The 14,104-nt window shown below is 57.3% G+C and carries 10 protein-coding genes and 1 pseudogene; all 11 read right to left on the bottom strand.

Annotation, left to right across the window (positions count from 1 at the left end):
* Window positions 1-80 precede the first annotated feature (80 nt).
* Window positions 81-332 carry an AVAST type 1 anti-phage system protein Avs1c gene (gene avs1c / locus WT26_RS39105; RefSeq protein WP_230461706.1) on the bottom strand — a complete coding sequence of 84 codons (252 nt, stop codon included), beginning with the start codon at window positions 330-332 and terminating at the stop codon, window positions 81-83.
* A gap of 26 nt (window positions 333-358) precedes the next feature.
* Window positions 359-6,190, bottom strand: a complete 5,832-nt coding sequence (avs1b, locus tag WT26_RS22005) for an AVAST type 1 anti-phage system protease Avs1b (protein ID WP_069270851.1) — start codon at window positions 6,188-6,190, stop codon at window positions 359-361.
* Entirely contained in the window at window positions 6,183-7,346 is a 1,164-nt protein-coding gene (avs1a, locus tag WT26_RS22000) for an AVAST type 1 anti-phage system MBL fold metallo-hydrolase Avs1a (RefSeq protein WP_196222180.1), read from the bottom strand. Before avs1a ends, avs1b begins: the two co-directional genes overlap by 8 nt.
* A 355-nt stretch (window positions 7,347-7,701) precedes the next feature.
* Complete coding sequence (locus WT26_RS38835; protein WP_257786182.1) at window positions 7,702-7,827, bottom strand: hypothetical protein; 126 nt, start codon at window positions 7,825-7,827, stop codon at window positions 7,702-7,704.
* An 868-nt stretch (window positions 7,828-8,695) separates the two neighbouring features.
* Window positions 8,696-8,941 (bottom strand): annotated as a pseudogene (locus tag WT26_RS21995) (hypothetical protein); the annotation flags it as partial.
* A gap of 133 nt (window positions 8,942-9,074) precedes the next feature.
* Complete coding sequence (locus tag WT26_RS21990; RefSeq protein ID WP_069270850.1) at window positions 9,075-10,061, bottom strand: PoNe immunity protein domain-containing protein; 987 nt, start codon at window positions 10,059-10,061, stop codon at window positions 9,075-9,077.
* The gene (locus WT26_RS37485; protein ID WP_155123166.1) at window positions 10,062-10,778 is read right to left on the bottom strand and encodes a hypothetical protein; all 717 of its coding nucleotides are present in this window, start codon (window positions 10,776-10,778) and stop codon (window positions 10,062-10,064) included. It lies immediately after the preceding gene.
* A 61-nt stretch (window positions 10,779-10,839) separates the two neighbouring features.
* Complete coding sequence (locus tag WT26_RS38505; protein ID WP_231130509.1) at window positions 10,840-11,133, bottom strand: hypothetical protein; 294 nt, start codon at window positions 11,131-11,133, stop codon at window positions 10,840-10,842.
* Between the two features lie 195 nt (window positions 11,134-11,328).
* Complete coding sequence (locus WT26_RS21975; protein WP_069270848.1) at window positions 11,329-12,318, bottom strand: PoNe immunity protein domain-containing protein; 990 nt, start codon at window positions 12,316-12,318, stop codon at window positions 11,329-11,331.
* A gap of 3 nt (window positions 12,319-12,321) precedes the next feature.
* A complete protein-coding gene (locus WT26_RS38830; protein WP_257785713.1) occupies window positions 12,322-12,450 on the bottom strand; it encodes a hypothetical protein in 129 nt (42 codons plus the stop codon).
* A 389-nt stretch (window positions 12,451-12,839) separates the two neighbouring features.
* A complete protein-coding gene (locus WT26_RS21970; RefSeq protein WP_069271811.1) occupies window positions 12,840-14,078 on the bottom strand; it encodes a metal-dependent hydrolase family protein in 1,239 nt (412 codons plus the stop codon).
* Window positions 14,079-14,104 lie beyond the last annotated feature (26 nt).

The following is a 14,104-nucleotide window of genomic DNA, read 5'->3' as shown; positions in this document are numbered from 1 at the left end:
AGCGCTGCCAAGCCGCAACCAGGGCGCAGGACAGTTTGAGAGCCAGTTATACAGCAAGCGTCGAATGACGGCTGATGACCTTACCGTCCCTTGTCATCCAAAAATATATCGTCAAAGTTCATGTTGCGCATCTGATAGGTTTGGTTTGCGGTCAGGCGCGCCAGCTCGTCGATACTGAGAAGGTCGATTCGACCATTTGGAAGGTAGCGCACACTGAGCAAACTATCGGGGCCTCGGAGTCCCTTAGCGAAACGCATTTTCCCGTTTATCACTTGTTCCCGCGCATAGTTCATCCGCTCTTCAAACTCGGCTCTAGTAGAGGGCGTTTGCATAGACGTAAACATACTGTCACTACTCTCTATAGTTTGTGAAGGACTGCTCGGACTTTACCATTGACTCGTAGAATCCACCGCATTTGCCAGCCTTCAGGCAATGCAAGTGCATCCCGCTCAATCGCAAGTAGCGCGTTCTCATGTCGACGACTTGACGCTAGGCTCGTCACAGTACCTCCATCTCTCCAATGGTATCGGACGGTTTTCGACGCCTGAGCGCGAACAAGCTGCAGAAATCGAGGTGTTGGAATGGCTGGACTAACGGAACCGAAGTACGCAATGGTCGGCAAGGCTCTGCCACAAATAGCGATGGGTTCATCGGGGCCGGGCCGTGGCAGCTCCGTTGCCTTGAAGCTAGGCGGCGTAGGTGGTGCTGGCTGGGAGTGGCCGGGAGGCACAAGGTGCGATGTAAGCTCTACGTCAGTGGTACGGTGCTCAATCTCCATGAGGCATTGAAAATCGAGGAAGACCAAGTTCCCATGCGATGGCACGTAATTTCGTTCGCTGCCGCTTTCCACGCACGCGACGAGGCTTGCCAGCAGGTCTCGTCCGTTCTCGGGCTCCCGAAGCGTTTCTGGGTTATAAACTCTGAGCACGACCTCAGCATTTCCGAGCTTGCTGGCGGGCATGGGCTGAAAGAGTGCGGTATTCAGCGCATAGCGAACGATTGAAGCCCAACGGCCGGTTGGAAGACTCGAGTCTTCTCGCCCACCCTTCGCGACGAGCGACTCCAACTCAAAGGCCAATTCGACCGTCAACGGCAGACATGAATCAACCATCTGAGCTGCGAAAGCTCGTAGGCTGCCTTCGGTAAAAAGACCGAGCTGGGACAAGTCACGCCAGAGCTTGTGCAGCGTCAGCGGGACAAAATTAGGCGGTCTCCTATCGGGGGCAGGAGTGGAGACGGGGCAGTCCTCGGGGAATCGCTCCTGCAGCGTCCTAAAAGCCGTCACGGCCGAATCGATACCACGTTTGCTCGCGCGCTCAACGATTCGCATGAACGTTGTGAACCGGCTAATATGCCGACACTCCTCGATAACATGTGCAAGCTCGATGTAGGGCTCGATGCGCAGCCACAACCCCACCGGGTCTTCACGAGAGAGGATGTCCAAGGTAGCAGAGGCAATATCTGCCCTATTTCGCCTGTCCATCGAGACAGCAAGACGGGCGAGTTTTGAGAGCCAGTCTCCGTCCGTACGGGCAACCCACAGCACCATCGCCGCGCCGCTATCACGGCGTTCCCAAGCCGGATGGTCTAAAGTCCAAAGCAAGAGTTCGAGCAGTGCCTCAGATGCGCCGCCCGCCGCAGAGCTACCGATGTATGCGAACGGCGCCGCGGAGGCGTCACCCACGATTTGCCTGACGTGGTCAACGGCTACCGCCAAGAGTGCCGTCTGCTGGGCTGCGTCAATCTTTTTTCCGACCAGCGATATGAGGTGGGATGAAACCGCCCACCGTTGCGTATGGCGCTCTTCGAGAGCCAGGGGGCCATACAGTCTGGCGAGCTCATCTGCGTTCTGGACTTGAGCGTCGATGAGCCGGTCGGCGTCGCTGCCGGAATGGTTGTTCGACCAGACCGACCATCCTCCTGCCTGCAACGTTTGTAGTGCCCGTATGCACTCTTGCGTCGCCGCCGAGAAGTTGCGTCGGTTTATCAGTGTACGTGCGCTATCAATTTGAGCACGGGCGTCTCTTACTGTCGAACGTTTTCCAAAAGTACCAGGCATGAAAAAGCGGTCATCCTCGGCATCCGCTTCGGCCACGTCATCGGTCGGCGCATTGGTGTCAGATTCAGGCGTCGGTATCTTATCCGCTTCATCTTGCTCATAGCTAAGACCGAAACTCGATGTCAGCCGTTCAATCTGGCTTGCGTCCAGGTTAGACATCACATCATCGCGGAGACGCACAAAGTCCGGCTGAAGGTTGGACGGCAGACTTAGAACGAAACTCCTCAATAGTAGCCATGCGCGCTCATTATTCAACGAATTTGCAATCGAGCGGACCCGGTCCTTTGCTCGCTCCAAGTCGTCAGGACAATCAACCAGTTGCGAGATGATGGCAGCGTACTCTTGCCCCCAGTCCGTCAGGTGCCGTTCGTCGCCATGTTGATACACCTCGAGGAGTGCCCAACGTAGCTGCCAGCTCGCCTGTTCACGACTGTGGCGCAACAGCGGAAGCAGGGCAGCCTGCTCCTCCAACGCTGCTCCTGGAAACCGCATCCCAACAAGGGTTGAGACGCGGTCGAGGTTGCCACTCGTTGCTTGTGCGAACAACTCGCTGAGAGTGCCACAGGTCTGATGTTGGAAGTATCGGACAGCATCCGAGAAAAACGACCTATGGCAAAGCTGGCCGATGAAATTTCCCTTGTCGGCGCGAATAAATCTTTGAAATGTCATCTCGCCCGTCGCTCTCTCCAAGAGGCCAGCGATTTGGGCTAGCGACGAAGCATCAACGGGCGTCGTAGCCGGTAGCGCCTCCAAGGTGCTGGTCATCATGGATAACTGGTCTTCCTTGTACCAGCTTGGCCCCATCGAGAACGACAACATCGACTTATAGGTTCGGAGAGCCTCCTCATGGGCGTCCAGCATGGCGAACAGCGGGACAATTCGCAGAAGCTCTGGCACCAGTTCGAACCTATTCTCAACGTTCGCTGAGACGTAATCCCTGTAGCGCAAGACGAGTGAGAAGACCTTGTCCGCGACTAGCCCTTCGGGACGGCGCTCGATGAAGAGGCGCAGCACCTCGTGGAGCCCCTGCCGGAAACCTTCGTTGTAGATGCCAAGCTGTACTGCGAAATTGCCCTCAATTGCGTCGAGCAAGACCGCTGCTTTCGTCGGAAAACAATCAAGCACCAGCTTTGCAACGCGCCGGTACAGTTGCGGAACCACGGTCTCGGGAATGAAGTAGCTTGACTCCCAGTGAATACGGGATTCAAGGTTGAACGCAAAGCAAGGAAGTAGGGCATCGGCTAGAAACGACCATACGGCATCCAGCCCGGGTTGGTCTTTTATCGCCATGGCCCTCCGGCCCTTGCCGTCACACCATGCAACTGCTCGTGCGATGGCCTCGAGAGTCTTCTCCCAATCATTCTTGGTCGGCATATGCACCGAAGGCGTGGCATATCCGTCCTGACGGAACGAGGAAGCGCGGAGGCGTAGCATCGCACTCTCGAAGATGGCTTCGTCAGGCTCTGCTCGATTCTTCTCATAGAAGGGCAGCGTTTCGTCGCCCATATCTACGCCCACGGAGTATGTCTCGACGATACCGGGGCGGGCTCCAGCCTCAATCAAAGCATCTATAAAAAATAATTGTCGGTCCTCAGGGAGTAGAGGCGCGTCAATAGCTCTTTCGATGTCGGCGAGCAAGAGGTCGACCATCTCGCGCTCAAGCACTATTCCATAATGCTCTGAGTACATTTCGGCATGCGCCAGCGACTGCAGAAAAAGGAGCAGTTGATGACGCAAATCAACGTCGACAGGGACGCCTAGGCTTAAGAAAGGTCGATACCCGCCCTGCAAGCAAAGCTGAGCCCCTGTTATCTCGCCGGTTAGCTGCCTAAGTATTCCGCTCCCTTCCTCTCGCGAGAAGTTTCCATTGGGGCGAAACAAAAAGCCTTCAGTAATGGCACGAAGGAATCTCGTGAATGATGGAGCGTCGCCAGCGGCGTGTGCGAGTGAAAAAGCATGCAGTCGATGATTCACCGCACTGAGGAATTCTTGGATACCGACACCGTTCTCGGAACCCATTTTTTCAAATACTTTATTTATCTCGCGCTGAACAAGCTCCAAGACTTTTAAGGCTTGTTCCGAGCTTCCTTTCTGGGTTAAAGCGTTTGCTACTGCGAAAGCTTCATCTGCCGAGACAACAAGGCGGCCGTTGCGAACGACATGCCTAAGCGCGTCGTCAGTTTTTCCTATTGAGATGAGCGCCAACGCGACGAGTTCTGCCGACTGCACAAAGAGTGTGTTGTACCGAAAGGTAAGGCGCTGGGAAAGTAGCAGCAGCCGAATGATGTCGATTGCACTCCCGACACTGGTAGCGGCACTGAGGGCCTCATCAATGTCCGCGAGCAAGACGTCTGGTTCCGCGCCAAGTAACACGGAGTCGTCAACCCACGCCTGCTGACAGTTGGGAATGGCCAGCAGCAGGGATTCTGGACCGCCTCTCAGCCCGTGGTAAAGCTTGTTAAGAATTCCATAGTCGCCGCTTGCTCTCGAGCTGCAAAAGCCTGCAAGACGCTCGTGCACCCATTCGTCGATAGATGCTGTCTTGTGAACGACAAATTCTGAAAATGAGGGGTGGTAAATCTCAGTATTCTCGGGATTGGCGAGTAGATGCCGAACACGAAGGAGTGTGGACGGGAAGACACCCGATTCGGCAGCGGTCAACATGCTTGTCAGGTTGCTGGTCGGGATACCCCAACGTAGGCGAGCAAGGATTCCAAGCAAGTTGACGACATCCGCGTTTTGCACCAGTTTCGCCCAGATGGTCTCATAGTAATCTTGAATGGAGCCGCTGAAAACTGGCAGCTCAGCAATGTCACCCTGAGTGGCCCCGCTGTTCACCAGGTCGGCTAAATACCGAAGATATAGCGGGTGTCCCATCGCCCTGTCGCAAAGAGCGCCAATGATTTCGGTCGTGGATTTTTCCTTGTCAAGAAATCCTAGGCATACCCCGTATTGGATGTCGCGGTCGAGGGTGGGCAGGGTCAAGCGCTCCGCACTCTGAAGGAGTGTTCCAAGGCTGCTGGCAATTGAATCTAGTCCGACGCCAGTGATGGCGACCACCAAGCCGTCAGGCACTTCTTGTGGTAGCAGATTGATAAACCGCTTTAGCGTTTCTTCCCCTGCAGCGGCAGCCTCATTGATTCCATCGATGAAGAGCACGCCCACTTTCCCCACCTTCGCGCAACGGTTCGCCAAAGACTGAAGTACCTCATTGGTACTCTGAATGAGCTGGCTGTACGACAGTTCCATTAGCCTGGCTGGCTTGCCCGTGGCCCTTTCAGAAAGTAGAGAATTTGCCCAGTCGAAGAATACCTCTGGTTGGGCTTGGTGCGCCGGCGTTGAGCCACGGACACGCTCAGTAAATTGGTAAACGCCGAGCTTATCCAGCTCTGGTAACTCCGGGCTGAATTGTTGGCAATACGTAGACTTACCGATACCGTGCGAGCCCTCGATGAAGACATAGCCACCGCGCTTGGTGGAAATGGCGGATTCGAAAAGTGTGTTAAAGGCAGGCCGCGTTCCGATTGTTACAGGGTCGTCGTTGTCAGTTGGCTCATCAGGCAGCAGGCCATTTGCTAGGAAGAAGGGCTTTAGAATGGAGAAGCTCAGGCCCCCGATGGCACTGTCTACGTTGAGTCGCAGCAATCCTTTGCAGGCGGCGCCGACCATGAACGGGGCGCCGGAGAACCCGTGGTAATCCGATAGATGCGTTCCTGGCTCTATCGACAGGTCCAGGTCGACGCCATGTACCCGCTCGGGCAGCACTTGTTGTATCTCTCCCCTGACGACATGGCCCAGCAGTAGTTTTGCTGCCGGGTAGCCGAATGCGAACCACTTCTCGCCAGGACGCAGGCCATCAACATTAATGGGTATGGGTTCGACGCTGAGCGGCGTAGATAAATGCAGCAGGCAAATATCGAGGTCTTCATCGTGTTTGCCCACAGCCACCGTGAGTTCAATAGCGGACGACCCAATTCCAAACCGAACAGTCACTTGTGCGCCATCACGTATTGCGGTTTCGACGCAGTGATACGCCGTGAGGACGAGGTCCGCCTTGATAAGCCACCCGGTTCCGGATTCGTTCTTACCCGCGACTAGGCACGTAGCCTGCTTGATTTCGTCTTCAGTCATGGTTGACCTCCCCCAGTTGAATCCAGTCGTTCTTAGCCACATGGACACTGAAGGCAGTGCCGGACCTCGATGTATGTAACTCAAGCTGCTTTGTCGCAGCGGTCTCGTAGTTAAAAAACAGGTGCCTTGTGAATGGAGCCGGTCTGTCCACGATTTCGGCTAGCACCTCAAAGTCCGGATGGCCATGGCGAGTTCCGTCGGATGAGATGAGAAAGCGGGGCGAGTCTGCAACCGAGAGCAGGTCTACACTCGTGTTGTGGAGGCTCCCGTGATGCGAAACCTTGATAGCATCAAAGATGAGAGGCGTAGTTGGCGCGTGAAATGACCGCAGCTTCGCTACGACATCTTCAGCCCAAGCATCTCCGAGGAAGAGAACTCGCTTGTTTCCCGCAGAGACGATGAACGTGATGGAACTGCCGTTCGGGATGGAGGTGTCTGGCGTATAGACTTCTGCGAGACGAAGATTTCCGCTGGCTGCTATGGGTGTGGCCTGAGGATTGGAACGGTCTGGCATGCTGGCGCACCACATCTCATATGCGTCGTCAATGATGTCGCTGGGCTGAGATGAACCCTTGTAGCCAAGTCTTTTGACCTCACTCAGCCACAGGTTTCGCAGGTCTTCGAGACGGGCTGTCGTAGGCCCAATAACGTGGATGCTCACATCGCCCGGCAGAGTATGCATGTGCCCCTCACTGATGCACTTTGAGCCATTCCCCGAGTTCCAGATATAGCTATGCTGTCGAAGCAGCCTGGCAAGCGAACTTCCTTGTCGAGCGCTTATGGGATTCGGCGAAGATGTCGGAGGTCTCGGAAATCCACGCCGCCGAATCGCTTCAAGGACTACGCCGTCATAGATGCTGTCGGGCCCTGCGGTCGGAGCCGGCAACGACCGTAGGCTATTGTGCCAGACTGCGGCCACCTCAATGCCTCGTTTGGCAGGAGTGCCGTTTTGGGAGAAGAACTCCAGAAGGCCGCCGATGTGGTCAGCGTCGATATGCGTGCAGACAACCAGGTCGAGTCGAGCTCCCTTTTTTGCAAGCTGCGTCAAGTCTGGCGCAATGAACTCTTGGTAGGTGGTCGCGAAGCCGGCATCAATGAGAAGGTACGTCCCTCCGGCGTCAACAAGAAAGGCGTCGCCGTTTTTGGCGGGGTACATCTTCAATCCAAACATGTTAGTGGGCGAACAGGTGGTCGTTTTCACGTCAAATGTACTTATCCGAGTGCGCATGCCCAGCTGTGCTCACTCCCAAGGTTTATCGCCATTGCCGTAACCGGAATAGCATGCCAGCATTATCTACTTGCTTTGGCTTGCGATGCACTCATTCCATATCTGCGCCGGGGGCAGGGGCTGGAGCAGGTGACGTATCCCAGTAAAGCACTGGAGGTCGCTCGGCCGAACGCTGGGTGTGCCCATCTTCCAGGAGCAGGTATGCAGGTCGCTATCCTGGCTGCCGGCCGGAACCCGCCCCGCTGGAGAGGCGCTTTAACGGAGCCGGCCAGGTCCGCGAGTCTCATTCTTCCGTGTGCGAATCCAGCCATGCGCGGAATCCGGCGTCGTTCTTGGCCCGATACGCGAGCGCCGACAGCGGGTCAATATTCGGCTCGTCACCAGGGCGCTTCGGCCAGACCTCGGCCAACGCACCTCGGTCAATGAGCTTGCGAACGTGCGGCCGACTGACGAATAGGAACCGCGCAGCTTCGCTTACGGTCACAGGTGGCTCCTCTATTGCGGGCGGCTCCCTTTGCAGTCGTGCGACGGCCGCTCATCGCGCGGCGAACGCAACCGCAGCCGCCAACACTACGTTGACCCATCCATGAGCCAGCGCTCGCAGCGGAGTGGCGCGACCAAGGGCGTAGTACGGCTGACTGAGAAACGCCCACTTCCTCCATCCAGATATACAGCCTAGCTCTCGTATTAACCGTCGAACAGCACAACGACGTTGCCGATTCGGTGCGCCACCGCACAGCAAACGGGGACATTCACGACCTAGCAGGCACCACCACCGCTAACGCGAGAGCCCTCGCGATTCTTGAGAATAATCGGAAGTGGGACGAGCGGACAGCTGCTGCACTCGGGTTCGAGAAGCGGCCTGTTGCGCCAGCCCCTGCGGTGCTATCAGCGCCAGCGACGCCTGCGGACGCGGAATACGATGCGTGGCTACAAGAACGGAAGGCCGCCAGAGATGAACGTAGGCGGGAGTCAGAGGAACGCTAGCGCGTCAGACGCGCGGCGCGGCCATGGCGAGGAAACGCCCGATGTGTGGTCGTGCTCGGCAAGTACACTTTTTCACGGGAAGCCTTGCCTTGCGGGCGTAACCACTTCTAATCCAGATTTGCCGAAAATTCATTCACTGTGCACTTTCGGCGGCTCGCCGTGGAAGAGAAGTGATTACGCTCTCTGCAGGGCCATGATTCTTCGGGGAGTTTCTTGCCCGGCCGCGCAGGATGGATTGTGTAACTACTTCTAATCCATATTGGCACAATTGGAATCAGATAAACATCGTCTCAAGCGGCAAGCTTGTGTTCGTAGTATGGCCGGTCCTTGTCATCGACGATGGCGTACATCGCATCTAGGTTCGATGCGCTCGGATTGCGCCATGTTTCGATGTTCCCGGGCTTGATGAGAATGATGCACCGGTCACGGCCGGCCGCTTCAATCTCAGGCGGAGGGTCATCCGTGATGACCGCGAACAACAGCAGGTCCGGCTCACCAGGTTTAGTCCATCGCGACCAAAGACAGGCGACGTGCATCAGTGCCTTCGTCGCGGATTTTCAGCCGCAGCACGTCAAAGTACGGCTCGTAGATGTCGTAGAGATGCGCTTGTATCCTCTCGACGTTTACTGCACACGAGGCCGCGAGAGGGGGAGGCAGTCGTCCTTAGAGTCAGGCCTTGCGTTCGAGCGTCCAGAGCGCTGGCTGCGGCCGGAAGGCACCACTTTTATCCGGCGCAAAAACGTCAGGCATGCGCTCGCCCTGATTCACCAGCACGCCTGGCACGCTGTGACCTTGCGCCTTCCAGACTCCTGTTTCTGGACAAATCTGCCCAGTACGGACCGGTGTAGGTGCTGTGGGAACTGGAGTCGGAGGCCAAGACTCCTGATAGTTTCGACCAAAATCGACGAGGTCCTTCGGATAGACGATATGTTCGCGCAGTGAGGTATCGTCGAGTTCAAGCAGGTAGGCCAATGCAGCGGCTTCGATTGCCCAGTACCCCACATAAAGCCCCCATTCATTCGAGAGATTGAGGTGGCTATCGTGCCATCCGAGCTCTTTCATCGACACATACCACTTCTCCAGATAGGCGTTGAGGTCCGCAAGGCTCTCCTCATCCGAGTCTCCGTACATGCTGTTGATACAGTCGCGGTACGACTCGTGAAACCAGCTGTCAACGTCAGTACGCCCCTCCATGCCGTACGCAAGAAGGTCCTCATAAAGCGTATCGCGCGCGCGATACGTAGGGTCCTCCAACGCAGCAATACGGGGAAGCAGGTCGATTCTATGCAGCAGATGACACAGGCCGATGAGTTGCATCGCGCGTTCGTAGTCGCCCAACTGGCTCAGCCGGAAGGCTGGCCAACCAGGCCGATAGACCAGCGACTCGCGTTGTGCGTACTCTTCATAGGCAGCAACCACTTGCTCCAATTCTTCGCGCATTGGCGCGATGGGCTCCCCGGCCGTGTAACGCAGGAGCATGAGACTGAAACGGCTATCGGCACGGAAATAAGCAGCGCCTGCCTGCTTCTCTTCGGGGGTACCTTCCGCAGGGAGCGTATGTGTCCACTGCTCGATGGACTCGAGGTGAAAGCGCGACCACCACTCGAAGTATTCTTCGCTAATGAACCGTTGACGTCGTTTCTGGGTAAAGTCCATTTAAGTTGCCGTCCTGATGCCGTATCTGTCGTTCAGCCGCTGCTGTTTTTCGTTTACCGCAACCCGGACTTCTTCCTCACGATAGTGGAACCGGATGTTGTGGTTCGGATGGACATGCTCAATACCTATCAGCAACGCCTTCGCATGCTGCAAGGCGCTCGGCAAGTAGAACGGAACGTACAGAATGTGGCGAGCATAGCCCTCTGCCTCGACCGTACGCGCCATCGCTGGCCCAACCGCATCCTGCAGGTTCTGCCGTATCCAGCCACGGCTCATCTGTGCAATTTTATCGCCGGTAGGCGCAAGGTCCCCACTCTTCGGCAATGAGGTGCCAGAGGCTGGTGGCGTGCCTGCGTCGCGGCCACCTGCTTTTGGCGCTGGCGAGCCCGACTTGGGCGGCCTTCTGCGGCCACCTTTCTTTTTTCCCGTCGAAGTGTCGTTGTCCGCCGCTTCGCCTTCATCGTCGGGCGGCTCAAGCAACTCGACGGGTCGGGGCAAGACTTTGTCCACCGCATGACCAAGCAAGCCCGAAACTCCGGGCTTCCCTTTGCGAACGCGCTTTTGAGCGACCCGCGAGGACTTCGCCTCTACGATGGCAAATGGCTTCCCGTTGTTGTTCGCGGGAGTTGCGCGCCATACCCCGTCAATCCCGTTTCCGTGTGCCTTCTCGGCGAACAGCTTGTTGAGCTTGGCTCCGTCATTGAGCTTGCCGAACACCCTGGCGCTCGGCGCCATTTCCCACTTACCAGCGAGGCCGTCATCGTGCTTCGTCCAGCCGTTAAGCAACAATCACTGGTTGGGACTTCAGCCGGATAGCGCTCAAGAAGGTGGCAACCGTGAACGAGGTGCCAACCAAAAAGCCGTCGACAAAGAGGCCTTTCCAGGCCTCGAAGAAGGCGTCTGCCAAGAAGGCCTGCGTAAAAAAGGCCGCATCGAAGAAGGGCGAAGCAGGTGGTTCCCGAGGCTGCACACCGCGCGGTGACCGACGCTGCTGTAATCGCAAATGTTCACGTTCCGACCGAAGGCGCTGGGGCCGCTTGAGCGCCCTCCAGTGTGCGCCGTGAAGGTTCATCGCGACACTACATACGCTCCGGGGAGAGCTGTTGGCTCCTGGAAGTCACCGACTACAACGATTTGGTCGGCACGTTCCCCGGGGCGCATGGGTCGATGCGCAATCGCCTGAGGTTGTTCGGCGGCTGCTCGATGCGACGGATGCCCTGGACGGCAGGCGACACGATACTGCCAGATTCGTGTGACCAGACAGCACTCAGGCCTTGCGTTCAAACTCCCAGAGCGCGGGTTGCGGCCGAAAGGCTCCGCTTTTATCTGGCGCGAAAACATCAGGCATGCGCGCACCCTGCTGCACCATCACGCCCGGCACCTGGTGACCCTGTGCCTTCCAGATACCCGTCTCGGGACAAATCTGTCCGGTGCGAACGGTTGCGGGCGCGACCGAAACGGTGGTCGACTGGGTTGGTTCTTTAAACGTGCGAGCGAAGTCCACAAGGTCCTTGGGATAGACGATGTGTTCGCGCAGCGAAGTGTCGTCGAGTTCAAGGATGTAGCTCAGTGCCGCGGCCTCGATTGCCCAGTAACCGAAATACAGACCCCACTCGTTCGATAGGTTGAGATGGCTGTCGTGCCACGATACATCCGACATAGACGCATACCACTGGTCCAAGTACGCATTCATGTCGGTAAGGCGCTCGTCATCGTCCTCGCCGTAGATGCTATTCAAGCAATCGAGATAGGAGCCGTGTATGCACGTGTCGACGTCGATGCGCCCCTTTATAGCGTAGGCCAACAGGTCCTCATAGAGTCCGTCCTCGCCCTCGTAAAACGGGTCCTCCATGGCTGCAATTCGTGGCAGCAGGTCACGCCGGTGAAGCAAATGACCTAGTCCAATAAGCTGGACCGTCCTCTCGTAATCTTCCAGTTCGCTCAATCGCAATGGCGGCCAACCCGGGCGGTGCACCGCGGCCTGACGCTGCGCATACTCTTCGTATGCGGCGACAACGCCCTCGAGTTCCTCACGCAACGCCACAACAGGCTCGCCCGCTGTGTACCGCAGCAACATCAACTCAAAACGGCTCTGTGCCCTTCTTGCGGCAGCGACAGCCTGCTTCTCATCCTCGGTTCCATTCTTGGGCAACTGCGTTGTCCACCGCACGAGGGCTTCGCGGTGGTAGCCTGACCAAAAATCGTAGTAGGTCTCGCTGATAAAGCGCTGACGGCGGCGGTTAGAAAAGTCATCCATATATCAGGCCGGTTTGGGTCCGTAACGTTCGTTAAGGCGTTTCTGCTTCTCGTTGACCGCCTTGAACACTTCGTCCTCGCGATAGTGGTGCTGGACGGAATGGTCCGCGTGGTCGTGTTCCCTTTTGGTCATCAGTGCTTCTGCGTGCTGCCTTGCGCTCTTCGAATAGAACGTAGTCCCGCGCACTGCGTCAACGTTGTCGGCGTTCGTGGCACTCGTCAGGCCAGCGCGTTCCCTCCAACGCTGCGCGAAGAGCTGGCGCGTCGGCCGGTGTAGCGGCAATCATGTCCAGTTCCGTTTGCATAGCCAACCGGGTCGAGTAGTTTCCGCTTCACGTAGCGCGAAGCCGCGCCCAGCAAGAATTCCGCCGACTTCGCCACGGCGAGAAGCGTCCTACGGAATGCTTTCATTGTTGGCGAACAGTTGGCAATCCGGATTGGAAGCATTTACACGTAAACGCTTCCGCCCGACGACCCACCGGGTCTTGCCGAGGCAGACCCGCGGCGCAATTGTGTAGTCAGTCAGGCAGCGAGACTGTTCTTGAAGAATTCGCCTTGCTTCATGATGACATCCAGGTGACGCCCTTGCTCCCCCAGCAGACCGATGTTCTGCAGCGGGTCTCCGTTGACCACCAGCAAATCGGCGGTGGCTTCCGGCGCCACCACGCCGAGTTCGCCGGTCTTGTTCAAGACCTCGGCTGCGATCGACGTCGCCTGACAAATCACCTCGAAGTTTGAAAACGCTCGCGTGCGCAGCAGGAGTTCCTCGCTTTGGCGTTGATGCATCGTTCCCAGCAAGTCGGAACCATAGGCCATCTTGACCTTGTGGCGCTTGTAAATCTCCAGTGAATCCAGCCCCTTCTGCAGCACGGCGACATTCTTCACCAGCGAATCCGCCGGATAACCCGCTTCAGCGCCATCCGTTCTACAGGCCTCGTACGTAATCAGTGTCGGCACGATGAAGGCGCCTCGCTCAGCCATCGCACGGGCCGCATCGTCGTCGACGAGGTTGCCGTGCTCAACCGTGCGAACGCCGAGCTCGACAGCGCGCTTGATTGCTTGAGCCGTGTAAGCGTGCGCCATGACGTACGTCTGATGCTGGCGCGCCTCGGCAACGGCGGCCCGGATTTCGTCCTCCGAGAACTGCAGATTGCCGATCGGGTCCGTCGGAGACGAGACACCGCCGGACGCCATGATCTTGATTTGCGTCGCGCCCTGACGGATTTCCTGTCGAATGGCGCGGCGAATGTCATCCACGCCATCCACGATGCGACCAATCGCACCGTAGTACTGCGAGCAAGGGCAGTGGTCGGCGCTGTGGTCAAGCCTGACACGATAGTCTGCGTGCCCGCCGGTCTGGGAGAGCGCCTTGCCCGAGGTGAATAGGCGAGGACCTTCTGCGAGCCCGGCCTCTACGGCCTGTGCCAGTGCATAGTCGGCACCGCCTGCATCGCGAACGCTCGTAAAGCCGCGCTCCAGCATCCCGCGAAGAATCGGCACCGCGCGGAACAATGCAAAGGCATTGGGCAACTTCGCGTTTGCTCCCAGGTTGGCCATGCTGGCCATGACGTGGACGTGGCAATCAATCAGCCCCGGCATCAACGTCTTGCCTCTGATGTCGAGCACATTCGCATCCGACCGGACCTCGATGTGTGCCGCGACTTCCCGGATGATGCCATCCTCGATCAGAACGTCGTACGGCTGGTCGTCTTCGTGGTGGTTGACGTCGACGATCCGTCCGCCTTTTAGGAGTGTAAGCATCGTTTCCTCTTCAAGTAATGCCAAAC

The organism is Burkholderia cepacia, from assembly GCF_001718835.1.
GTDB lineage: Bacteria > Pseudomonadota > Gammaproteobacteria > Burkholderiales > Burkholderiaceae > Burkholderia > Burkholderia cepacia_F.
Note: the sequence above shows the minus strand (reverse complement) of the source record. Positions and strands in the feature narration are given on the sequence as shown.

What these genes read in the sequence shown, in the direction of transcription:
- WT26_RS21990 (WP_069270850.1), bottom strand. Translation starts at nt 10,061, where the DNA reads ATGGACTTTACCCAGAAACGACGTCAACGGTTCATTAGCGAAGAATAC.
- WT26_RS38830 (WP_257785713.1), bottom strand. Translation starts at nt 12,450, where the DNA reads ATGACCAAAAGGGAACACGACCACGCGGACCATTCCGTCCAGCACCAC.
- WT26_RS38505 (WP_231130509.1), bottom strand. Translation starts at nt 11,133, where the DNA reads ATGAACCTTCACGGCGCACACTGGAGGGCGCTCAAGCGGCCCCAGCGC.
- WT26_RS21975 (WP_069270848.1), bottom strand. Translation starts at nt 12,318, where the DNA reads ATGGATGACTTTTCTAACCGCCGCCGTCAGCGCTTTATCAGCGAGACC.
- avs1c (WP_230461706.1), bottom strand. Translation starts at nt 332, where the DNA reads ATGCAAACGCCCTCTACTAGAGCCGAGTTTGAAGAGCGGATGAACTAT.
- WT26_RS21970 (WP_069271811.1), bottom strand. Translation starts at nt 14,078, where the DNA reads ATGCTTACACTCCTAAAAGGCGGACGGATCGTCGACGTCAACCACCAC.
- avs1a (WP_196222180.1), bottom strand. Translation starts at nt 7,346, where the DNA reads ATGTACCCCGCCAAAAACGGCGACGCCTTTCTTGTTGACGCCGGAGGG.
- avs1b (WP_069270851.1), bottom strand. Translation starts at nt 6,190, where the DNA reads ATGACTGAAGACGAAATCAAGCAGGCTACGTGCCTAGTCGCGGGTAAG.